This is a genomic window from Pseudofrankia asymbiotica (genome assembly GCF_001983105.1).
GTDB lineage: Bacteria > Actinomycetota > Actinomycetes > Frankiales > Frankiaceae > Pseudofrankia > Pseudofrankia asymbiotica.
This window is the reverse complement of sequence record NZ_MOMC01000012.1, coordinates 33,251-54,939: the sequence shown is the minus strand read 5'-3', so window position 1 is coordinate 54,939 and position 21,689 is coordinate 33,251. Positions and strand designations below refer to the sequence as shown.

General features: G+C 74.8%; 14 protein-coding genes. 10 read left to right on the top strand and 4 right to left on the bottom strand.

Annotation, left to right across the window (positions count from 1 at the left end; translation table 11 throughout):
* Positions 1-133: 133 nt before the first annotated feature.
* The 5 genes from BL253_RS05890 (at position 134) to BL253_RS05865 (ending at position 10,696) form a co-directional block, all read left to right on the top strand.
* On the top strand, positions 134-457 hold the full coding sequence (locus BL253_RS05890; RefSeq protein ID WP_198946185.1) for a hypothetical protein: 324 nt from the start codon (positions 134-136) through the stop codon (positions 455-457).
* A 380-nt stretch (positions 458-837) separates the two neighbouring features.
* The gene (locus BL253_RS05885; RefSeq protein WP_076814365.1) at positions 838-3,570 is read left to right on the top strand and encodes a bifunctional FO biosynthesis protein CofGH; all 2,733 of its coding nucleotides are present in this window, start codon (positions 838-840) and stop codon (positions 3,568-3,570) included.
* Positions 3,571-4,949: 1,379 nt separating this feature from the next.
* The gene (locus BL253_RS45095; RefSeq protein ID WP_198946189.1) at positions 4,950-5,165 is read left to right on the top strand and encodes a WhiB family transcriptional regulator; all 216 of its coding nucleotides are present in this window, start codon (positions 4,950-4,952) and stop codon (positions 5,163-5,165) included.
* Between the two features lie 204 nt (positions 5,166-5,369).
* A complete protein-coding gene (locus BL253_RS05870) occupies positions 5,370-8,702 on the top strand; it encodes a glycosyltransferase family 2 protein (protein WP_158230331.1) in 3,333 nt (1,110 codons plus the stop codon).
* 35 nt (positions 8,703-8,737) lie between these two features.
* Positions 8,738-10,696: a DUF5719 family protein gene (locus BL253_RS05865; RefSeq protein ID WP_241834562.1), complete on the top strand. Its 1,959-nt coding sequence runs from the start codon at positions 8,738-8,740 to the stop codon at positions 10,694-10,696.
* 47 nt (positions 10,697-10,743) lie between these two features.
* On the opposite strand, the gene manA is transcribed toward BL253_RS05865, so the two are convergent.
* Positions 10,744-12,057: a mannose-6-phosphate isomerase, class I gene (gene manA, locus BL253_RS05860; protein ID WP_076814360.1), complete on the bottom strand. Its 1,314-nt coding sequence runs from the start codon at positions 12,055-12,057 to the stop codon at positions 10,744-10,746.
* Between the two features lie 91 nt (positions 12,058-12,148).
* Positions 12,149-12,649, bottom strand: coding sequence for a metallopeptidase family protein (locus tag BL253_RS05855; protein ID WP_241834561.1), 501 nt, complete (start codon positions 12,647-12,649; stop codon positions 12,149-12,151).
* 263 nt (positions 12,650-12,912) lie between these two features.
* Between BL253_RS05855 and BL253_RS05850 the strand changes: the two genes are divergently transcribed.
* The 4 genes from BL253_RS05850 (at position 12,913) to BL253_RS05835 (ending at position 16,381) form a co-directional block, all read left to right on the top strand.
* Entirely contained in the window at positions 12,913-13,335 is a 423-nt protein-coding gene (locus tag BL253_RS05850) for a DUF3499 domain-containing protein (protein WP_076814259.1), read from the top strand.
* A 245-nt stretch (positions 13,336-13,580) separates the two neighbouring features.
* The gene (locus BL253_RS05845) at positions 13,581-14,939 is read left to right on the top strand and encodes a phosphomannomutase/phosphoglucomutase (protein ID WP_076814257.1); all 1,359 of its coding nucleotides are present in this window, start codon (positions 13,581-13,583) and stop codon (positions 14,937-14,939) included.
* Between the two features lie 8 nt (positions 14,940-14,947).
* Positions 14,948-15,151: a Trm112 family protein gene (locus tag BL253_RS05840; protein WP_071050758.1), complete on the top strand. Its 204-nt coding sequence runs from the start codon at positions 14,948-14,950 to the stop codon at positions 15,149-15,151.
* Positions 15,152-15,229: 78 nt separating this feature from the next.
* Complete coding sequence (locus tag BL253_RS05835; protein ID WP_076814255.1) at positions 15,230-16,381, top strand: SIS domain-containing protein; 1,152 nt, start codon at positions 15,230-15,232, stop codon at positions 16,379-16,381.
* Between the two features lie 286 nt (positions 16,382-16,667).
* On the opposite strand, the gene BL253_RS05830 is transcribed toward BL253_RS05835, so the two are convergent.
* Together BL253_RS05830 and BL253_RS05825 are read right to left on the bottom strand one after the other, a co-directional pair.
* Positions 16,668-19,274 carry a transglycosylase domain-containing protein gene (locus BL253_RS05830; RefSeq protein WP_076814253.1) on the bottom strand — a complete coding sequence of 869 codons (2,607 nt, stop codon included), beginning with the start codon at positions 19,272-19,274 and terminating at the stop codon, positions 16,668-16,670.
* Between the two features lie 368 nt (positions 19,275-19,642).
* Positions 19,643-20,056, bottom strand: coding sequence for a MerR family transcriptional regulator (locus BL253_RS05825; protein WP_081438040.1), 414 nt, complete (start codon positions 20,054-20,056; stop codon positions 19,643-19,645).
* A 292-nt stretch (positions 20,057-20,348) separates the two neighbouring features.
* Here BL253_RS05825 and ahcY point away from each other — a divergent pair, with 292 nt between their 5' ends.
* On the top strand, positions 20,349-21,653 hold the full coding sequence (gene ahcY / locus BL253_RS05820; protein ID WP_076814252.1) for an adenosylhomocysteinase: 1,305 nt from the start codon (positions 20,349-20,351) through the stop codon (positions 21,651-21,653).
* Positions 21,654-21,689 lie beyond the last annotated feature (36 nt).

Sequence of the window (21,689 nt, the reverse complement as noted above, 5' to 3'; positions counted from 1 at the left end):
CACCGATCCAGGCTGCTCCGTCGATCCGCCGCCGCGGGCCGACGGGCTCCCAGCACGGGCTCGGTGGGTGAGTTACAGCATCACGGTTCTTCGCGGCAGTGGGGCCGACGCCGGGTTCGCTGAAGGGATTGCCATGTCCGAGAGCCGTCACACCAGGACCAGTAGCTCCAGCACCTCCAGCGCCGCCAACAGCGGCGCGAAGAGCCTCAACTCCCTGTCGGCATCCATGAACCGTGTTCTGGCCGGTGCCCGCGCGCCCCAGGTGGCCGCGGAGCGCCAGGAACAGATCCACCGCGACCTGTCCGACGCCAGCGGCCGGCGCGCCGCGGCCCGCAGCGCCGCCGTGGCCGCGAGACGGCGGACCAACTTCGTGCTCGGCACCCTTGACGGCCTGCGCCGCGGAGCTGGCGCGGGCGCGGCCGCGAGAGCCCGCGGCGCGGGCCGCGGGCCGGGCTAGCGGGCCGGGCTAGCGGGCCGGGCTGGCGGGCCGGGCTGGCGGGCCGGGCTGGCGGGCCGGGCTGGCGGGCCGGGCTAGCGGGCCGGGCTGGCCGGGCTGGCCGGGCTGGCTCGGTTCTTCATCGCCGCGCCGCCGGTCGCGGATCTCCCCGGATCAGCTTTCCCCCGGATCCGGGATGGCCGGGGCGTGGGGGGTGGTTGAAGGGCGTGAGCGTGGGTTGCTCGCGTACCTGGTGGTCCGGGTCCTGTTCTCTGGCGCGGGCGCCGGTATGTGTTGCACAGTCCTGACCGCACCCGTCGCCCCGGCGGCGCCCGCCCGGCCACCTGCCGGTGCCGGGCGTGGCCGACCCGGGCGGGCCGTTCGATCACCAGGTGGACGCATTGACCAGCACCGGTTCCTCCCTCCGTCCCGACGGCCAGCCGGCCCTCCTCGCCGGCCCGCCTGAGCTGCCGCCGTCCGCGTCAGCGCTGCGCCGGGCGCTGCGCCGGGCGCGGGACGGGGCGACGCTGGACGTCACGGAGGCGGCGGTGCTGCTGGCGGCTCGGGGGGACGACCTGCGGGACCTGGCCGCCTCCGCGGCCCGGGTCCGTGACGCCGGGCTCGAGTCGGTCGGCCGACCCGGGGTGGTCACGTACTCACCGAAGGTGTTCATCCCGCTCACCCGGCTCTGCCGGGACCGCTGCCACTACTGCACGTTCGCGACGGTCCCGCACCGGCTTCCCGCCGCCTACCTGGAGATCGAGGAGGTTCTCGAGATCGCGCGCGCCGGCGCGGCGGCCGGCTGCGCCGAGGCGTTGTTCACGCTGGGCGACCGGCCTGAGGACCGCTGGCCGGCGGCCAAGGAGTGGCTCGACGAGCGGGGCTACGACTCCACTCTGGCCTACCTGCGGGCCGCCGCGGTGGCGGTGCTGGAGGAGACCGGCCTGCTGCCGCACCTGAACCCGGGGGTGCTCAGCTGGGCCGAGCTCGCCCGGCTCAAGGCGGTCGCCCCGTCGATGGGGATGATGCTCGAGACGACCGCCCGCCGGCTGTTCACCGAGCAGGGCGGGCCGCACTTCGGCTCCCCGGACAAGGACCCGGACGTCCGGCTGCGCGTGCTGGAGGACGCCGGGCGCCTCAACATCCCGTTCACCACCGGCCTGCTGCTCGRCATCGGCGAGAACAGGACCGAGCGGGCCGAGACGATCTTCGCGCTGCGCCGCGTCTCCCGGGCCTACGGCTCGATCCAGGAGGTGATCGTCCAGAACTTCCGGGCCAAGGACGACACCGCGATGCGCGACGACCCGGACGTGGGCGCCGAGGAGCTCGCCGCCGCGGTGGCCGTCACCCGGCTGGTGCTCGGCCCCGGCGCACGGGTGCAGGCCCCGCCGAACCTGGTCGACGCGGACGAGTGCGCGCTGCTGATCTCCGCCGGCATCGACGACTGGGGCGGCGTCTCGCCGGTCACCCCGGACCACGTGAATCCCGAGCGGCCGTGGCCGGCGCTCGACGTCCTGCGCGCGGCCACCGAGGCGGCCGGCTTCGAGCTGCGCCCCCGGCTGACCGTCTATCCGCCGTACCGGTCCGAGCCCTGGCTCGACCCGCGGCTGGCCGCGCATGTCGGGGCGCTCGCGGGGCCGGACGGGCTGCTCGCGCCGGGAGCCGCGCCCGTCGGCCTGCCCTGGCAGGAGCCGGACGGCGGCTTCGCCGACAGCAGCGGGCGGGCCGACCTGCACACGACGATCGACACCACCGGCCGGGAGGCCGACCGGCGGGCGGACTTCGACAGCGTCTACGGCGACTGGGCGACGCTTCGCGCCCAGGTCAGCGCGGCCGGCACGGGCGCGGACGGGGTCATCGGCACGGGCTCGCGCGCCGCCGCGGCACACGGTGGGGACGCGGCGTCATTGGAGATGTCCGCCGAGGCGGGGGTGCCGACCGGTCTGGGGGAGCCGGCCCTTCCGGCACCCCGGCGCGGTGACCAGGAGGTGCTCGCCGCGCTGCGCCACGCCGCCGCCGACCCCGCCGGAATCTCCGACGCGGAGGCGCTGGCGCTGTTCGGCGCGACCGGGCCGGAGCTGGAGGCGCTGTGCGCGCTCGCCGACGACCTGCGCCGCGACACCGTCGGTGACGACGTCACCTACGTCATCAACCGCAATATCAACTTCACCAACGTCTGCTACACGGGCTGCCGGTTCTGCGCGTTCGCGCAGCGCCGCGACGACGCCGACGCCTACACCCTGTCGTTCACCGAGGTCGGCACGCGCGCCACCGAGGCCTGGGAGATCGGCGCCACCGAGGTGTGCGTGCAGGGCGGCATCCACCCGGACCTGCCGGGGACGGCCTACTTCGACCTCGCCCGCGAGATCAAGCGGGCCGCGCCGGGGCTGCACCTGCACGCGTTCTCACCGATGGAGGTGATGAACGGCGTCAGCAGGACCGGCCTGTCGGTGGCCGACTGGCTGACCGCCGCCAAGGAGGCCGGCCTCGACACGATCCCCGGCACGGCGGCCGAGATCCTCGACGACGAGGTCCGCTGGGTGCTGACCAAGGGCAAGCTGCCCACCTCCGCCTGGGTCGACGTGGTGACGACGGCGCACCGGGTCGGGCTGCGCTCGTCGGCGACGATGATGTACGGCCACGTCGACTCTCCGGCGCACTGGGTGGCACACCTGCGGCTGCTGCGCTCGATCCAGGAGGACACCGGCGGGTTCACCGAGTTCGTCGCGCTGCCGTTCGTCCACCACAGCGCGCCGATCTACCTGGCCGGCGTCGCGCGCCCGGGGCCGACCGCGCAGGAGAACCGGGCCGTACATGCGATGGCGAGGATCCTGCTGCACGGCGCGATCTCCAACATCCAGTGCTCGTGGGTGAAGCTCGGCACCGAGGGCTGCCGGGCCGTGCTCGCGGGCGGCGTGAACGACATCGGCGGCACGTTGATGGAGGAGACGATCAGCCGGATGGCCGGCTCCCAGCACGGCTCCCGGCGCTCCATCGAGGAGCTCGAGGRGGTCGCGGCACTGGCCGGCCGCCCGGCGCGGCAGCGGACCACCACCTATGGGGAGGTCCCGCGGGAGCGACTGGACGCGGCCAGGGCGGAACCCCACCGCACCGCGCTGCCTCTCGTCTTCTGAGTCTGCCTCTCGTCTTCCGAGTTCGCGGAGGCCGGCCCGGGCCCACTGGGTGTAACCGTCGACGTGCGACAGGTAGACCACTGCCATACGCATCACCTGCCGTAGGCATCAGTCCTGACCAGGGTGGGGCGGTGTCGCCGTTCGGCGGCACCCCGTCTGGTGACGGCGCTGTGGCGCTGCTGCAGCCCGGCCATGTCACCGACCTGGTGTCAGGCCTGCCACGGCTATGGGCATGGGCCCCTGTCCAGCGTGGGGAGGGCGCTCAGCGCCCGACGGCGCGAGCGTCCAGCGAAGCGCGCCCCATGGGCGACCCACTGGAATCACTACATCCCGTAACTGGCTGCCGGCTACGCCTTGTGGTTGCAAGGTGGTCCGGGAGGGTACGCGCTTGTTGTCCCCCAGTGTGCGGAGTCCGCTTCCGCAGCGTATGTGGGGGACTACGGCTCGACGATAGCCGGGCGATCCTGAGCGGGTCGCTACTGCTGCGCGTAACGGGGGGCCTCCATGAGGGGACCCTCCGTCACGACGCCCAGTGACTGTGAGCTATGGTCAGGTCGCTGGTTGTAGAAGATGTTGCGCCGGTAGGGTTGACGCAAGTCGACTTCGGCACGTGTAATTACCGGCGTGTCATTCYCCCCGCCGACGGGGCCGTTTTGGTAATGGCGACCCCTGTCGGTGTGGACACCAGTTACCTGCGCGCCGGCGCCCGGGGGGTGACCGACCGCACCGCGACGGGTCTGGAGGGGTCCCTGATGGAACACACCGACGCGGGTGTCCGCGCGACGCCGCCTGTGGGCCTGCGGACGCGCGCCGACGAGCACGCGCCCGGCCGGGTCTTCGCCGATGCCACACGTCCCGTCGACCACCTGGCGGATGGCCGCGACGCCGCGGCCGGGCCGCCGACGCCGCCGCCGCTCGTGCAGCGGCCCAGCGTTCCCGGCATGCCGCGCCCGCCAGTGCCCAGGGCGCCAGCGGACTCGCGCGCCCGCGCCGAGCTGCGCGTGCCCGCTGACCTGGCGGCCTACGCCGCCCGGGTCGCGCCCGAGCCCCTGGACATCCCGCTTACGCCGGGCGGCGTGCCTCAGCCCGCCGCGGCTGGTCTCGCTCAGACCACCCCCCAGTGCGCGGACGAGGCCGCCGTACCCAGAGCCGCGTCCGGGGCCGACGCCCTCGACGCGGACAACGAGCACGCGGACGACGGGGACGACGTGGACGACGACGCCGACATCGAGGACGACGAGGACGGCGACGGCGAGTTGGTCGCGGTGGGGGTGACGGGTGATGGCCAGGGCCATGACCCGTTCGCCGCCGGCGACGCCAGCCGTCCGCCGCTCGCCGAGGTGATCGACATCGGGCTGGGTGACCTGCTCGGTGAGGTCATGGACTGGCAGGAGCGCGCGCTGTGCGCCCAGACCGACCCGGAGGCGTTCTTCCCGGAGAAGGGCGGCTCGACGAGGGAGGCCAAGCGCATCTGCTCCGGCTGCGAGGTCCGCACCGAGTGCCTGGAGTACGCGCTCGCCAACGATGAGCGGTTCGGCATCTGGGGCGGCATGTCCGAGCGCGAACGGCGCAAGCAGCGCCGCCGGGCCGTCTAGCGCGGTCGCGGGCGCCCGGTGGAGACCGCGGTGGGCCAGACGGGCTCAACCGAACCTCCGCCGGGCGCGGCCAGCGAGGGCGATTCGTCGCCATCGCGCCGAACCGCACGCACGGGTGGCTTGGGACCGTCGACCGGTTTGGGCGATATGGCGAGCACGGGTGTCCAGGCCGGCTCGGCGGGCTTGGGGGAGTCTTCCGGCGGCATGGGCACCTCGCCGTCGCCGGTCGTCGTGGCGGTCGTGACGTTGCCCGCCTCCTCCAGAGGACGCGGCGTCGTCATTCCCGTGCGGGGCGAGCCGTCCCAGGAACCCGTTCCGGCCGCCGCGCTCGCGGCCGTCGCCGGCCAGATCCGCCCGGTGGACCGGATCGTCCCTGTCCCGGTCGCCGGTCCCTCGCCCGCCGGCGCGATCGATCGAGCCCTGCGTCAGGCCGGTGCGGCACCACCGGACGGTGGGTTCGTCTGGCTGCTCGACGGGTCCACCCGGCCGGAGCCGGACGCGCTCGACCGCCTGCTCGCCTGCGCGGCGCTCGACCCGGGCGCCGCGGTACTCGGCCCGGTCGGCGTCACCGTGGACCGGACCGGGCGGCGCCGGCCCGCGCCGGGCGACACCCTCGCGGTCCGCGACGTGCTGGCCGTCGAGCGGGCCGGCGCGCTGGTCCGCGCGGACGCCTGGCGACTGCTCGACGGGCCGAACCCGCTCGCCGGCCGGGCCGACGACCTCGATCTGTGCTGGCGCGCCTGGCGCGCCGGGCTGCGCGTCGTCGCGGTCCCATCGGCCCGCCTCCTTCCCGCCATGGCCGCCCCGCCCCGGGGCGGCGCCGGTGCCGAGCCCGAAGGCCTCCGCGGCGGCGCATCGGCCCGCGCGCGGGCCGATCACGTCGAGCGGGCGGACGCCCTGCGGGTCCGGCTCGCGCAGTCCGGCGCGCTGGGCGTCCCCACCGCCGTGGTCGGCCTGGTCCTCGCCGGCGCCGGCCGGGCCGCGCTCGCGCTCGCGCGCGGCCAGGGGCACGCGGCGGCGACCGAGGCGCTCGTGCTCGCGAGCGTGCTCGCCGACCCGGCACGGCTGTGGCGGCTGGCCGGGCGCTGCCGCCAGACACGCCAGGTGCCCGCCCGCGCGTTGCGCGGGCTACTACCTCACCCCGGTCTCCCGCCGGTCGATGTAACTGGCCCGGCTGACGTCGCCGCTGCTGCTGATGTCGCCGCCGCGTCCGATGTCACCCCACCTGCTGGCATCACGCCGCCTACGGACGTGACGCCGCCTACGGACGTGACGCCGCCTACGGACGTCACCGCTCGGGCTGAGGCCACTTCGACCATTGGCGGAGACCCGCGGCCGCGGGCGGCCGCCCGCGTGCCCCGCCCGCCCGCCCGTGCGTCCAGCCAGCCGGCGTTTCTGTTCATGCTGCTGGGTGTGGCCGCGGGCTGGGCGCTCACCGGGATGGGCCGGATCGGCGGCCGGGGCGTCCCGCTGCCACCCGGGGCGGCCGATCTGTGGGCGGCGGTGTGGTCCGGCTGGATCGGCCCGGCCGGCGGGCTGCCCGGCGGGCCGGGCCCCGCACCCTCGTGGACCCCGCTGCTCGCCACGCTGTCGTCGGCCCTGGGCGGGCGTCCCGAGCTGGCCGCGCGCGTCCTGCTGGTCGCCGCTCCGGCCCTCGCAGGGCTCGCCGCCTATCGTGCGGCCCGAGCGATAGGCGCGCTGACGCCGTGGGCGCGACTCGGCCTGGCGGCCTGCTACGCGTTCGCGCCACCGGTCACGACGGCCGCGCTGGCCGGCAACCTGGCGGTGCTGGGCGCCGCCGTGACGGCTCCGCTCATTCTCGGGGGTGCCGTCCGGCTGTTCGCCACGCTCCCAGGAGCCGCGACAGGGCCCGTCCGGGGCATCCGCGAGACGGCTGACGGCTGGTCGCGTGTGTGGGAGCTCGCCGCGGCGCTGGTCGTGGGCGTCGCCTGCTCGCCGAGGCTCCTGCTGGTCGCCGCCGTCGGACTCGTCGCGGGCGCGCTCGTCGCCCGCCCGCGCGCCGCCGGCGCTACCGCAGGCACAGGCGCTTCCGGCGTCGCCGGCGGCCGCGGCCTGACGGGCGCGGGCACGCGTCACGGTCGGCGGCGGGCCGGGCGCGTCGCGGTCGTCGTCGCGGCTGGCTGCGCGCCGCTGCTGCCCGCCCTGTGGGTGGGAGCGCGCGCCGGGAAGGCCGGCGTGCTGTCCGTGCTGGTCGACGAGCCGTCGCCGCGCGGCGGTGACGGGTACGCGGTCGTCGCGTTCGTGCTCACCTGTGTGCTGGCCGCGTCCGTCGGCGGCCGCGCCGCGCGGCCCGCGATCGGCGCCTGTTGGCTGGTCGCCGCCGCCGGCTGGGTCACCGGCCAGGACGCGCTCACCGCCGCCGCGCTGCTGGGGGCTGTCGGGGCCGCCTGGGCGGCATCACTGGGCTCACGTACCGGGCGAGCGGACGCGGGTGCCGGCGGCGCGGCGCCGGCCAGGCGGCTCACGGACAGCCGCGCGGTGGCGCTCACCGGGCTCGTCATCCTCGCGCCGGCCCTGCTGTTCGCGCGGGCCGCGGGCGCGCTTGGCACCCCGCCCGATCCGGCCGGCTGGGCCGACGCGAGCCCGCTCGGCGACGTCGACGACACCGTGGTCGCCGCCCAGCCGGGCGCGGGCCGCACCCTCGTGCTGCGCCCGTCGGCCGGCGGCGTGACATACACGCTGACCGGCGGTCACGGCCCGACGATCGTCGACGCGGCGGGCGGCTCGTCCCGGCCCGCGGCCCAGTTCCTGGCCTTCGCCGTGGCGGACCTGACCGTGGGTGGTGGCTGGGGCGCCGCGGCGCTCCCGGCACTCGGCGCCGGAGCCGTGTTCGTTCCGGCGGATGGTGCCCGGCCCGGCGACGCGGCCCAGGTCCCGGCCGACGCGACCAGCCGGCTCACCGGCGCGCTCGACGCCTCCGACAACCTCGAGCGTGACCAGACCAGGCTCGACGGCTATTACTGGCGGCTCACGCCGGGCCTCGGCGCCGCCGCGGAGGCGCGGTTGCTGCCCCCCGGGCTCGCCGGCGCGGCCCGTTCCGGCCCCGCCGGCCAATCGGGCCGCTCAGGGACGGGCAGTGTCGCGGCGGTCCGCGCCGCGGCCGTCGGTCGGGTGACGATGGGTCCTGGCACGGCGCTCGCGGCCTCCGGTCCCGAGACGCGCACGAGCGCGCCGGTGACGTCCTTCGAGACGTCGTCCGACGGCCGGTTGCCCGCGGGACCGGCCGGGCGGCTGCTGGTGCTGGCGGAACCGACGGACCCCGGCTGGCGGGCGACCCTGGCGGGTCACCCTCTCACCCCTGTGGCCGCCTGGGGCTGGGCGCAGGCGTTCGAGGTGCCCGGGGGCCCGGGGGGCGAGGTCCAGGTGCGCTACGACCACACGCCGCACCGCGCGCTGGTCGTCGTCGAGGCGGCGATCGTCGGCGCCCTGGCACTGGCCGCGGCGTCGACCTGGGCCGGGACCTGGTGGCGGCGGCGGCGCCGAGGCGGCGCGACGGTCTGGTCGGCGGGCGGATGAGCGGCGACGGGACGCGCCGACGCCGGTGGGGGCCGATGCCCGCGACGGTCACGGCCTCGGTGGCGGGGACGGCGGCGATCGTGACCGCGGCGGTGCTGGTACCCGGCAGGCTGCCGATGCTGGCGCCGCCAGGAGAGCCGGTCGCCGCCGGGACCGTCTACCGGGTGGGCGCCCCGCCGAGCAGCCGCGCCCTGGTCTGCCCCGACCTCGGCTCAGCCGGCCGGGCGCCGACCCGGATCGACATCGCCCGTTCCGACACCCGCGGCCAGGTCGCCGCGACCCTCGTCACCGACGGTGAGGGTGGCGAGGGCAGCGGCGCTCCTGGCGGCGAGGACGGCGGTTCGCCCGACCAAGCGGCGGGCGAGGGGACGGCGGGCAGCGACGCCGCGGGCACGGACGGGCCGTCGGCGTGGCGCCCGCCGTCGACGGCGGTGCTGCGCGGCGACGCGCGCCGAGGCCACCTGGAGGTGCCCGGCGCCCAGCCACCGCCGGTCGCGGCCCCGCCCCCCGCTCCGTCGGACCTCTCCGGGCTCGCCAGCCTGTCGCCGGAGACCCGCCAGGCGCTGTCCGCCCTGAAGTCGCGGGCGGACGCGAAGGCGCTGGCCGCGCTCGCGGCGCTGCCGCCCGGGGAGCAGGCCGGGCTCGCCAGGCTCGCCGCGGCCCCGGCGCCGCAGCCTCCGCCCGGCCTCGCGGCGCTCGCCGAGCTGTCGGCGGCCGACCGGGCCGGGCTGACGCGGCTCGCGGTCTCCTCCGGCCGGCCGGTGGCGCTGCGGGGAAGCACCGTGGCGAACCTGTCGGCGACGGTGACGGCGCCCGGCGGCGCGGCGGGGCCGGTGCGGGACCTGTGCGGGCCGTCCGCCGGCTGGACCTGGTTCGCCGGCCCGGCGACCGGGGCCGGTCACGATCCGCTTCTCTTCCTGGCGAATCCCGGCTCGGCGCCGGCCCGGCTCGCGGTCCACGCGCTCGCGCCCGGCAGGGCGCCGACCGTCACCGAGGTCGTGGTGCCTCCCGGTGAGACCGCGAGCCGGCGCCTCGCGGCCGTCGCGCCCGAGGCCGCGGCGGCCGTGGTCGGCGTCGAGGTCAGGGCCGGTCGGGTGTCGCCCTGGCTGGTCGACCGGCCGAGCGACGGCGGCGCCTGGGACCTCGTCCCGGTCCCCGGCACGGCCGCGCCGGGCCGGGCTGTGCTGGTCGGCCCCGTGCTGGCCCCGCCGGGAGCCGGTGGGGCCGCCGCCGAGCTGGTCGTCGCGGCTCCGGCCGCGGACGCACGGGTCCGCGTCCGCCTGGTGACGTCCAGCGGCTGGCCCACCAGTCCGGCCGGCCTCGACGCCGTGGCGGTGCCCGGAGGCGAGGCGACGTCGATCCCGCTGACGCTGCCCCGCGGTGAGTCCGTCGGTGTGCTGGTCGAGACGGCGGGCCCGGCCCCGGTCGTCGCCGGCCTGCGGCTGCCGTCCGGCGCTCCGGACCGTGTCCGCGCGGCCGGCGGCTCGGGCTCGGGCGCCGATGCTGGCGGCGGCGCGGACGCGGATGGTGGGGTCTGGGTCGCCGGCACACCGGTGCCGGCGGATGGGCAGGCGCCCGGTGCCGCCGCGTCCGCCACCGCTCGTTCCTCGCCCGCGGACCACTCGCCGGTGCCGTATCTGGACGTCCCGCCCGTCCCGCCGGGCGCCGCCGGCGAGCTGCTGCTCGCGGCGCCGGCCGGCCCGGCGACGGCGCGGCTCGACGGCCGCACGGTGGTGGTTCCCGGCGGAGGCACGGCCGCCGTCGCTCTCCCGGCCGGCTACTCCGGCGGCGTCCTGTCCGTCTCCGGGGGCCCCGTCGGAGTGACGGAGCTGCTCGGGAAACCGGCCGGACCGCCAGCTGGCACGGACGCCGCGGACGGCGAGACCGGCGCCGACGGCCCGCGCCTGCGCACCGTCAGCTCGGTGCTACCGCTCGTCCCCGCGGATCCCGTCGGCCCCGCCGTCCTGGTCGCGGACCCGTCGGCCGCGCGGTAGGCGACCGACGCCCGGCGCGCCGGCGGAAGGTGGCTCGAGCGAGGTCGTCAGGCCGGCCGAGGGGCTGGCCGGCTGCCGGGGCGGGCGGCGAAGACACGGCCGGTGCCGCGCAGCGTGACCGTGGCCGGCGCGGTGAGCACCGCCGCCTGCCCGCGGGTCAGGCGGATCGACGTGCCCGCGGCGGCCGGGTCGTCGCCGGTCCCGCTTCCCGCCTGCCCGGCCTCCGACGCGGGCTCGACCGTGGATCCGGCCGCCGCCGCGGCGTCGCTCGTGGTCCTGACGTCCACCGTGCCGTCGACGGCGAGCAGCACCATCGGGCGGTTCAACGTGACCTCGCCGCCGGCGCAGATGGCCTCGGCGAGCACGAAGTCGTCGACGGGCACCGGCCAGTAGCGCACCAGCCCACCCGCGCCGGCCCGCAGGATCTTCGCGGTGAGGACGGGCGCGGCCGAGGGCGTCGGGTCGAGCAGGCGCAGCAGCTCGTCGACGTCGATGTGCTTGGGGGTGAGGCCGCCGCGCAGCACGTTGTCCGACGTCGCCATGATCTCGATGCCGACGCCGTGGACATAGGCGTGCAGCAGCTTCGCCGGCTGGAACAGCGCCTCACCCGGGTTGAGGGTGACGTCGTTGAGCAGCAGCGCCGCGGCGATGCCGACGTCTCCGGGGTGGGCGGCGGCGAGCCGGCCGACCAGGTCCGCCGCCCGGGCGACGTCCTTGTCACCATCGTCGCGGGCCGCCACGGTTGACGCCGCGCGGGTGAGCTCACCGGCCAGCGCCCGGCCGCGCTCACGGGGCAGGGTCAGCAGGGTGCGCAGGACGGCGGCCGCGCCGCGGGCGGGGTCGGCGTCGAGCGGCCGGAACGCGGCCGAGAGCTCCGCGACGCCGAACGCCCTGATGACGGCGAGCGTCCGCGCTGGCGCGCGGATCCCGGCCAGCGCCCGGAACGGGGTGAGCGCGACGATCAGTTCGGGCTTGTGGTTGGGGTCGCGGTAGCGGCGCCGCGGCGCGTCCAGCGGGATGCCGGCCCGCTGCTCCGCGTCGAAGCCGGCGCGGGCCTGCCCCCGGTCCGGGTGGACCTGGAGGGAGAGCGCCTTCTCGGCGGCCAGCACCTTGAGCAGGAACGGCAGCGCGCCGATCAGCTCGGCGGCCGGGCGGCGGCGGCCGGCGTCGTCGACCTCCGCCGGGGCGACCGGATGGGTCCCGAGCCACAGCTCGGCGGCCGGCTGCCCCGTGGGCGCCTCACCGAGCAGGTCGTAGATCGCGTCTGGCGAGCCCCACGCGTAGTGCTGCACCTGCCCGTACACCGGCAGCAGGCGCGCCACCGCCGCCACGGCGCCCTGGGCGTGGGCGTCTGCGCTCATCGTGCTGGCTCTCCCGGAGGTCGGGTCGCGGCCGCGCCGCCAAATGCGGGCGGATCCGCCGTCATCGTAGGTCGCCCCCACCTGACCGCGACTACTCCTCTTCGCCCCAGCCGTGGCCTTCGGGGTCGATGACGGCCGGGTCGACACCGAGCATGTCCGCCACCTCGTGGATGATCGCGTCGAGGACGAGCTCGGCGAGGTCCTCGGTGTCGACGGCGCGGGCCTCCAGGGGGCGGCGGTAGACCACGATGCGCCGAGGTGTCGCGGACCGGCCGCGGCCGGTGCCTGGCTGGTAGAGGGCGAGGGGGACGACGTCGTCGGAGACGCCCACGGGCGGCACGTCCTCGACCGCGAACTCCACCCCGGCGAGCTGGTCGGACCAGCGAAGGTCGAGGTGCTCGACCGCGTCGAGCACGAGGTCGTCGAACCGCTCCCCGCGGGTCGAGTACGCCGGCACGTCCGGGGGGAACAGGGTCCCGCGCATTCCGCGGCCGCGCCGGTCCCGCCGGCGGCGTGCGGGGATCGCCCGCCGCATGGGCGTCGGGAAGGGCGCGGCGGGCAGCGGCCCGGGCGCCGGCGCTTCGTCCACCACCGGCCCAGCGTAACGCCGCGCGCCCCGCTGTCGGTCTTTGGGCGTTTTCCCGGTGCGCGCGGGTGAGGTGGCGAGGCGACGTGACCGCGAGGGAGTCGAGGACTCCGGGTGATCGGTTAAATACCTTAAGCTATTGCCCGAAGTTGCTGTTGGGCAACGGAAAGTGATGGATCGGGTCAGGTTAAGTCACAGTCGCGCCGTCTGGGGCGCGACACGGCGGGCGGTTGTGGCCGCCGCCCGTTCCGGGGTCTACCGTCCGGAACGTGAAGCCCCGGCGCTGCTCCCGCTCGGCCTGTTCCGCGGTCGCGGTTGCCACACTCACCTACGCTTACGCGGAGTCCACCGCGGTGCTCGGGCCGCTGTCGCCGTACGTGGAACCACACTCGTACGACCTGTGCGGCCCACACGCCGACCGGCTGACCGTGCCGCGGGGCTGGGCGGTCGTGCGCATCGATCCGGAACCCCCGCGCAACCCGGCCACCGACGACCTGGAAGCACTCGCGGACGTCGTCCGCGAGGTCGCCCGGCCCGGCCCGCTGCCCGGGGAGACGCCGGGGTATGGCCCGGTTCCGGGGTACGGCCCGGTGCCCGGCCACGGCCCGGTGCAGGCCGGGACCGAGGAGCCGCCGCGGGATGACCCCGGCGGGGGCCGTCGCGGTCATCTGCGAGCCGTGCGCACCTCCTAGACGCTCCTGGACGGCGGGGTCGCCCGTCCGGCGGAGAGCGGCGGAGAGCGGGCGATCCGGCTGATCGTCCCGCGCGACGAGGGCCCGTGGCCGTGGTCGGTCTGTGGGTGCCTGGGGTGCCTGGCGGAGGGGCCGGGCGCGCCCGATAGGGTCGGTCGCGTTGCAGACAGAGACAACCAGCCGCGGCGGAGCGCCGACCGTGAGACAGCGCCGACCGTGAGACGGGGTGCGGAAGGTGGAGGGCAATGGGGCTTGACCTCGCCCGGATCTTCAAGGCGTATGACGTGCGCGGAGTCGTGCCGTCCGAGTTCGACGCCGACATCGCTCGCGCCACCGGCGCGGCGTTCGTCCGGCTGACCGGCGCCACCGAGATCGTCATAGCCCACGACATGCGGGACTCGTCCGTCCCGTTGTCCAGCGCGTTCGCCGACGGCGCGACCGGCCAGGGCGCCGACGTCGTGCTCGCCGGTCTCGGCTCGACGGATCTGCTGTACTTCGCCGCCGGTTCGCTGAACATCCCCGGCGCGATGTTCACGGCGTCGCACAACCCGGCGAAGTACAACGGCATCAAGATGTGCCGTGCGGGAGCCGCGCCCATCGGCCAGGAGACCGGTCTCGCCGAGATCCGCGACATGGTCGCCAACGGCGGCCCCGAGCCCACCGGGCGCAGGGGCACGGTGCGCGAGGTCGACCTGCGGGACGCCTACGTCGCCCACCTGCGCGGCCTCGTCGATCTTTCCGGCATCCGGCCGTTGAAGGTGGCCGTGGACGCGGGCAACGGCATGGGCGGGTTCACCGTCCCCGCCGCCTTCGCCGGCCTGCCCGTCGAGCTGGTCCCGCTGTACTTCGAGCTGGACGGCAGCTTCCCGAACCACGAGGCGAACCCGATCGAGCCGGAGAACCTGCGCGACCTGCAGGCCGCCGTCCGGGACAGTGGCGCCGACATCGGCCTCGCCTTCGACGGCGACGCCGACCGTTGCTTCGTCGTCGACGAGCGCGGCGAGCTGGTGTCCCCGTCGACGATCACCGGCCTGGTCGCGGAGCGGGAGCTCGCCCGCGACCCGGGCGGCACGATCATCTACAACGTGATCGTCAGCCGGGGCGTCCCCGAGCTGGTCACCAGGCTGGGCGGCACCCCGGTGCGCACCCGCGTCGGGCACTCGTTCATCAAGGCCGAGATGGCCAGGACCGGCGCCGTCTTCGGCGGCGAGCACTCCGGGCACTTCTACTTCCGCGACTTCTGGCGGGCCGACTCGGGCATGCTCGCCGCGTTGCATGTGCTCGCCGCGCTTGGCGGCCAGGATCGGCCACTGTCGGCGCTGCTGGACGGCTACGCCCGCTACGCCGCGTCCGGTGAGATCAACTCCGAGGTCGCCGACGCGACGGCGTCGATGACGGCGATCGAGGCCGCCTACGCGGACAAGGCGACCGACATCGACCGCCTGGATGGACTGACGATGTCGTTCGCGGACGGCTCCTGGTTCAACCTGCGGCCGTCCAACACCGAACCGCTGCTGCGCCTCAACGTCGAGGCGGAGGATGATGGCACCATGAGCCGGCTCCGGGACGAAGTCCTGGCCAGCATCCGTGGTGGAAGGGACTAGTTGCCAAGATGAGCCTCGATCCGCTGCTGTTGGAGATTCTCGCGTGCCCGTGCCCGCAGCACGCGCCGCTGCGCCAGGACACCCTGGCGGGTGCCCCGGTGCTCGTCTGCACCGCCTGCAACCTTGCGTTCCCGGTGCGTGACGACATTCCGGTGATGCTGCTCGACGAGGCGACGCCCTTCCCGGAACCCGCCGCGCCAGCCTCGTCCTGACATGCGCGGCGAGGCCGGGTTCGCCGGCCCGGAGAGGTCCCCGGATTGCCGGGGACACGAGAGCGGTTGACGACCAACGTGTACGTCGACGAGCGTGTCCTGGACGAGTCGGAACGACTGGCCGCCGCCGACCCTGGCGGGCTACTGCGGGAGCTGGCGACCGGTGGCCGCCAGATCCGTGAGACCTGGCGGCTCGCCGAGGAGGCGGGCGCCGGCCGGTTGGGCGCCGACGGGCGCCCGCGGGCCGTGCTGGTCGTCGGCACGGGCGCGGCGGCAGGGGCGGCCGACGTGCTCGTCGCCGCGGCCGGGGCGACCAGCCCGGTCCCCGTGATCGGTCATCACGACCACGGGCTGCCCGGCTGGGTGGGTGTCGCCGATGTGGTGCTCGCGGTCTCCGGTTCGGGACGGTCACCGCTGACGCTGAACGCCGTCGAGGACGCCGACCGGCGCGGCTGCCGGGTCCTGGCCGTCGGCCCGGCCGACACGCCGCTGCACTACCTCGCCGAGCGGGCCAGAGCTTCTTTCGTCGCGATCGACGGTGCCAGGCCGGAACGGGCGAGCCTCTGGGCGCTGGCCACCCCGCTGCTGGTGGCCGGTGCCGCCCTCGGCGTCTGCCGTGACGTGGCCGCGGGCGTCGAGGCGGCGGCGGCCCGGCTGGAGGAGATCGCCACCCGCAGCCGCCCGTCCAGCGAGTCGTTCGTCAACCCGGCGAAGCTGCTCGCCCTGGAGCTCGCCGGCACGCTGCCGATGATCTGGGGCACGTCGCCGGCGACGGCCGCGGCGGCCAGCCGCGCCGCGACCCAGCTCGCCGTCACCGCGAAGTACCCGGTGCTGCATGGTGGTCTGCCGCACCCGGCGATCTACCAGATCGCCGCCTTCGACGGCGTGTTCGGCGCGCGCGCGGCCGCCGCGACGGGCGGAGACGACGAGCTCGACGACTTCTTCCGTGACCGGGCCGACGATCAGCTCACCACCCGGCTGCGGCTGATCCTGCTGCGTGACCCGGGCAACGAGCACCCGGACGTGAGCCGGCGGGCCGACGCGAGCGTCAGGGTCGCCGCGGAGCGCGGCGTCGGCGTCACCGAGCTCTCTGCGGCCGGCTCCCACCCGGTGGAGCGGCTGGCGTCCCTGGTTGGCCTGCTCGACTACGCCTCGGTGTACCTGGCGATGCTGATCGGCATTGACCCGAGCCTCGAACCCGCGATCCACGACCTCGACCGCATTCACTGACTCGACGCATTCACTGACGGTTCCGCTGGGCTGTCCACCAGGGGAGCGACGTGGTTCGAGCAGGGATTGCGAGGGCGCGTCGCGCTCGGCCGCGGGGGGCCTCAGGAAAAACGTGATGTCGGCCCCCTACGTCGGGGCTACCTCGACCCGTCCGAGGTTGGCGTCTTTCCCCTCGGCGGCTTTCCGGACTGGGTTCGGGTTCGTCAGCGGGAGCGAATCGCCGGGCCCTGCCGGACGGGCAGGGCCCGGCGAGCCCGGGCCAGCGTGTGGGACGACTGGGGGCGGGTCACCGAGGGCCCGGTTCCCCCTGACCGCCGTTGTCGCCGCCTTGGCCCGGGTTCTGTTCGAAGGGGTTCTGGCCGTCGCCGGGCTGACCCGGGAGCTGGGGCGTGACCGTGGGCTGGCCGGGGAGCGGCTGGCCGTCCGGGCCGAGGGTGATCCCGGGGGTGACGGTGGGCGCCGGCACCTTGTCCGGGTTCTGCAGGCCGCTCTTCGTGCCCTGCGCGGTCTTCGGGTCGGCCTTCGGTAGTGCCAGGACCGGTACGTCCTGCAGCGCCGGCTTCAGTGTGCGGCTGAAGATGAGCGCGGGCAGGTCGCCACCAAACACCTCCGGCCAGGTCTGTCCGTTCGCCTGGACGTTCCGCAGCGCGTACTGGGCAGTGCTGCCCCGCGGGTCGCCGACCGCCACCGCGGAGGACATMTGCGGGGTGAAGCCGATGAACCAGGCGCTGGTGAAGTCGTCGTTCGTTCCCGTCTTGCCGGCCACGGGCCGACCGATCGCCGCCTTCGTACCGGTGCCTTTGGTGACGACGCCGGCAAGCACGCTGGCGACGGTGTCGGCGATCTCCTTGCTGATGGCCTGTGTGCAGTTCGGTGCCGGCGCGATGTCCACGTTCTTGTTGGACGAGTCGGTCGCCGACGTCACGAACCTGGGCGTGCAGTACTTCCCGCCGGCGGCGAACGTCGCGTAGGCGCTGGACATGACGAGCGGAGAGATCTTCATCTGCTGGCTGAGCGTCAGGCCACCGAAGGTCGGGTTGAGGATGATCTTTGCGTCTGTGTATGTCGAGTCCGGGATGCCAAGGCGCTTCGCCAGCTCCGCGGTCGGCAGGACGCCGACCTTCGCCAGCAGCTGGATGAAGTAGGTGTTGACCGACTTCCAGGTCGCCTGGCTCATGTCGAAGGTGCCGGCCTCGTTCGCTTCGGCGTTCGAGTAGCCCTTTCTCGCGCACTCGTCGTCGCCGTCCACTTCGCGGCCCCCGAGCGGGAACTCGTCGACTATGACGCAGGCCGGCGAGTAGAACTGGGTCCCCAGGCCATAGCCCTCCTCGAGCGCCTTGGCCATCGTGAACGCCTTGAAGGTCGATCCGGGCTCGAAGCTGGCGTGTGTCGCAAGATTGATCTTGGTCTGGAACTTGGAGGCGTCGTCACCGAATTTCCGGTTGACGGCCATCGCGAGGATGTTGCCCGTGCCGGGCTGGACGATGACCTCGGTGGCCGAGACCCGGTTCCCCTCGCCGACGGTGGCGTCGACAGCGGCCTGCGCCGCCGCCTGGACCTTCGGGTCCAGGGTGGTGTGGATCTGCAGGCCGCCCTCGTAGACCTGGCGATCGCGATCGTCCTGGGTCGCGCCGAGCGCCTTGCTCGCGAGGAGCTGCGTACGGACGTAGTCACAGAAGAACGGCGCGGTCACGGACGCCTCGGCGCAGGAGTCGACGGAGCTGCCGCTGGTGATGTTCAGCGTGATCGGCATCTGCTTGGCGCCGTCGGCCTGCGTCGCCGAGACGAACTTCGACGTGACCATCCGGTCGAGGACGTCGTTGCGCCGATCCAGCGCGTCCTTGGGATTGAGCACGGGGTTGTAGCGCGACGGGCTCTGTACCAGGYCCGCGAGCAGCGCCGCCTGGACCAGCGTCAGCTGGGAGACGTTGACGCCGAAGTAGTGCTGCGCGGCGGTGCCGATGCCGTAGGCGCCGTCGCCGAAGTAGGCGATGTTGAGATAGCGGACGAGGATCTCGTCCTTCGACAGCTCCTTCTCCAGCGTGGTCGCGTAGCGCAGCTCCTGGAGCTTGCGGGACACGGAGGTGTCGATCGCCGCCGCGCGCTCCTCGGGGGTGCGCGCGTTCTGGAGCAGCACGTTCTTGACGTACTGCTGGGTCAGCGTCGAGGCGCCCTGCTGCACGTCGCCGGACTCGCTGTTGCGCAGCAGCGCTCGCAGCATGCCCTTCGAGTCGTATCCGCCGTGCTCGTAGAACCGGGAGTCCTCGATCGCGACGATCGCCTGCCGCATGACCTGCGGGATCTCCTCGGGCTTGGCGAGGACCCGGTTCTGCTCGCCGTGGAGCGTGGCGATCACGCTTCCGTCGGCCGCGAGGATCTGCGAGTTCTGCGCCAGCGGCGGCGTCAGCAGCTCGGACGGCAGACCCAGGAAGTGGTCGGCCGACGCCTTCGCGAACAGCCCGGCACCGGCGACCACGGGCAGCGCGAACAGCGCCATGACCAGGCCGAGCGACAACGAGAGGATCACGCCCCGCTTGGCGAACCACGACCGGCTCCGGCGCGGTGGCGCCGGCGGGCCCGAATCCTCGAGCAGGCTACGCAGGCTGCTCGGCCTGCCCGCCGCGCCCGGGGCGCCGCTCCGGGCCGCCACCAGGGCGGCCCAGCCGTCTCGCGCGGTCCGCGCCTTCGGCCCGGTGTCGCCGTTCTGGGCGGAGTGGCCTCCGCGCCGCCGCGCCGGCGTGGCGCCCGCGGCGCGTCGCGCGGCCCGTCCAGTCGGCGTGACCGGAGTCTGCGTGTCCCGTCCGGCAGCCGTGGCCGTCACCCCCAGCAGGAGATCAGTGACGTCGGCCCGGCCGGGCGAGGCCGGGGACGTGTCGGTGGACCTGTCAAGCATGCGCGAGCCGCCGGAAGGTCGCCGTACGGCGCCCGGTCTGGTGGCCGCCGCCCGGTCCGGCCTCGTCGGCTGGCCAGGTCCACGGCCGGCCGGCGCGTGGGTGGGCTGGCGCCCGCTGACCGGTCCGTGCCCGCGCAAATGGTTCGTCGCGAGCAAGGACAACCGTACCGGACGGCCCTGTCGACTACGGAAGGCTGAGACTGTGTCACTGTAAGTACTTAGCTATGGGTCATAAGGTTGCTCGCCTGATGGTCCCCCATTGCCGCCGGGATGTTCGGTGTGCCCGCCCGAGATCCGGGGCCGTCGCGGACGTGCGCGCCCGGCCGCCGCTGGGCGTGGGTCCGTTGACGTGGTCGGCGGTCGCTGCCTCAGGGGAGGTCGAGGAGGCGGCGGGCCTTCTGGGCCTCGAAGTCGAGGGCGGCCACCGGCGGGGGCGTGTTGATGCGGCGGGTGAGCTCGCCGAGGCGGCGGACGTCGGCCGCGACGGCGGGCTCGGCCAGCACCCGCACCGCGAACGCCAGATCGCTGGGGCTGATCTGGTAGCGGCGCTCCAGCTCGTCGGCGTAGGCGGCGGCGAGCAACTCGCGTTCGCCGTACTCGCGGTGCCCGCCCGGCGACCGGGCGGCCGTCACCAGCCCGAGCGACTCCCGGTAGCGCAGCATCCGCGGCGTCGTCTCCAGCACGTCGGCGGCCTTGGTGATCGGCAGCCGCTGCTCCGGCCGCAGCCGGACGCGCGCCCGCAGCCGGTCGAGCACCTCCCGGACGAACCGTTCCTCTCGCACCTGGGCCTCCATGAAGGCCCGTCGCGGCCCGGCCAGCCACGAAGCTGCCTGATTGGCGCCAGCTCTGGGGGCGATCACGGGGGAAGCGTAGCCGGAGCGAGCCTTCGTTGGCACGGAAGCTTACAGCTCTCTGTCAGTTTCATTGACAGCCCTCGTCCGCGGGTTGGATCGTCGTTCTCGGTACGGCGCCGCGCCACAACTCACCGTGCCCAGCCGTGCCAGCCGTGCCGGCGTGGCCGGCGCCGTACCTGACCCAGCCACACCTGGGTCGAGACCGAGAGGCGGCAGCACCATGACCGTGACCACCTCCATCCCCGCGGCGCCGGCGGCCGGCCTGCCCAGGCACGACGTCGCCGACCTCTCGCTGGCCGAGCAGGGCGTCGCCCGCGTCGAGTGGGCCGACCGGGCCATGCCGGTGCTGCGCCAGGTGCGCGCCCGCTTCGCCCGCGAGCGGCCCTTCGCCGGTGTCAGGATCGCCGCCTGCATGCACGTCACCACCGAGACCGCGAACCTGATGCGCGCACTGGTCGCGGGTGGCGCCGAGGTGGTGCTGTGCGCGTCCAACCCGCTGTCGACCCAGGACGACACGGCCGCGGCGCTGGTCGCCGAGTACGGCGTGTCGACGTACGCCCGCAACGGGGTCGATCGCGACGGGTACTACGCGCACATCGACGCCGCCCTCGACCTCGCCCCGCACTACGTCTTCGACGACGGCTGCGACCTGGTCAACACCCTGCACACCGCCCGCCAGGACGTGCTCGACGGCGTGCTCGCGGGCTGCGAGGAGACCACGACCGGGGTGATCCGGCTGCGGCGGATGGCGGCCGAGGGCGCCCTGCGCTTCCCGGTGGTCGCGGTCAACGACACCGACACCAAGCACATGTTCGACAACCGCTACGGCACCGGTCAGTCCACCCTGGACGCCATCTTCCGGGCCACGAACACGCTGCTCGCGGGCAGGACGGTGGTCGTCGCCGGCTATGGCTACTGCGGCCGGGGCGTGGCGTCGCGGTCCAAGGGGATGGGCGCCAACGTGGTCGTCACCGAGATCGACCCGACCAAGGCGCTCGACGCGGCGATGGACGGCTTCCGGGTGCTGCCGATGACGAAGGCGGCGGCGGTGGGCGACGTGTTCATCACGGTCACCGGCAACCGGGACGTCATCCGGCCCGAGCACATCGAGCTGATGYGCGACGGGGCGATCCTGGCCAACTCCGGGCACTTCGACGTGGAGATCGACATTATTGGGCTGGCCGCGCTCGCCACCCATGGGCCGCGCCGCGTCCGGCCGAGCACCGACGAGTACGTGCTCGCCGACGGCCGGCGGGTGCTGCTGCTCGCGGAGGGAAGGCTGGTCAACCTCGGCGCGGCGGAGGGCCACCCGGCGGCGGTGATGGACATGTCGTTCGCCGACCAGGCGCTGACCGCCGAGTGGCTGACCAAGGCCGCGCGGTCGCTCGCGCCGGGCGTCCACGACGTCCCAGTGGAGATCGACAAGCGGGTCGCCAGCCTCAAGATCGAGACGATGGGTCTCGAGATCGACAGGCTCACGCCGACCCAGGCCGAGTATCTGAACTCGTGGCGGCACGGTTCCTGAGGCCCGCGCTCTTCCGCGCCGACCTGTCCGCGGGGT

Bases quoted from the DNA above. Each gene is read 5' to 3' on its own strand.
- BL253_RS05840 (WP_071050758.1), top strand. From the start codon at position 14,948: ATGAGCCTCGATCCGCTGCTGTTGGAGATTCTCGCGTGCCCGTGCCCG.
- BL253_RS45095 (WP_198946189.1), top strand. From the start codon at position 4,950: ATGGACTGGCAGGAGCGCGCGCTGTGCGCCCAGACCGACCCGGAGGCG.
- manA (WP_076814360.1), bottom strand. From the start codon at position 12,057: ATGAGCGCAGACGCCCACGCCCAGGGCGCCGTGGCGGCGGTGGCGCGC.
- BL253_RS05870 (WP_158230331.1), top strand. From the start codon at position 5,370: ATGGGCACCTCGCCGTCGCCGGTCGTCGTGGCGGTCGTGACGTTGCCC.
- BL253_RS05845 (WP_076814257.1), top strand. From the start codon at position 13,581: ATGGGGCTTGACCTCGCCCGGATCTTCAAGGCGTATGACGTGCGCGGA.
- BL253_RS05865 (WP_241834562.1), top strand. From the start codon at position 8,738: ATGCCCGCGACGGTCACGGCCTCGGTGGCGGGGACGGCGGCGATCGTG.
- BL253_RS05890 (WP_198946185.1), top strand. From the start codon at position 134: ATGTCCGAGAGCCGTCACACCAGGACCAGTAGCTCCAGCACCTCCAGC.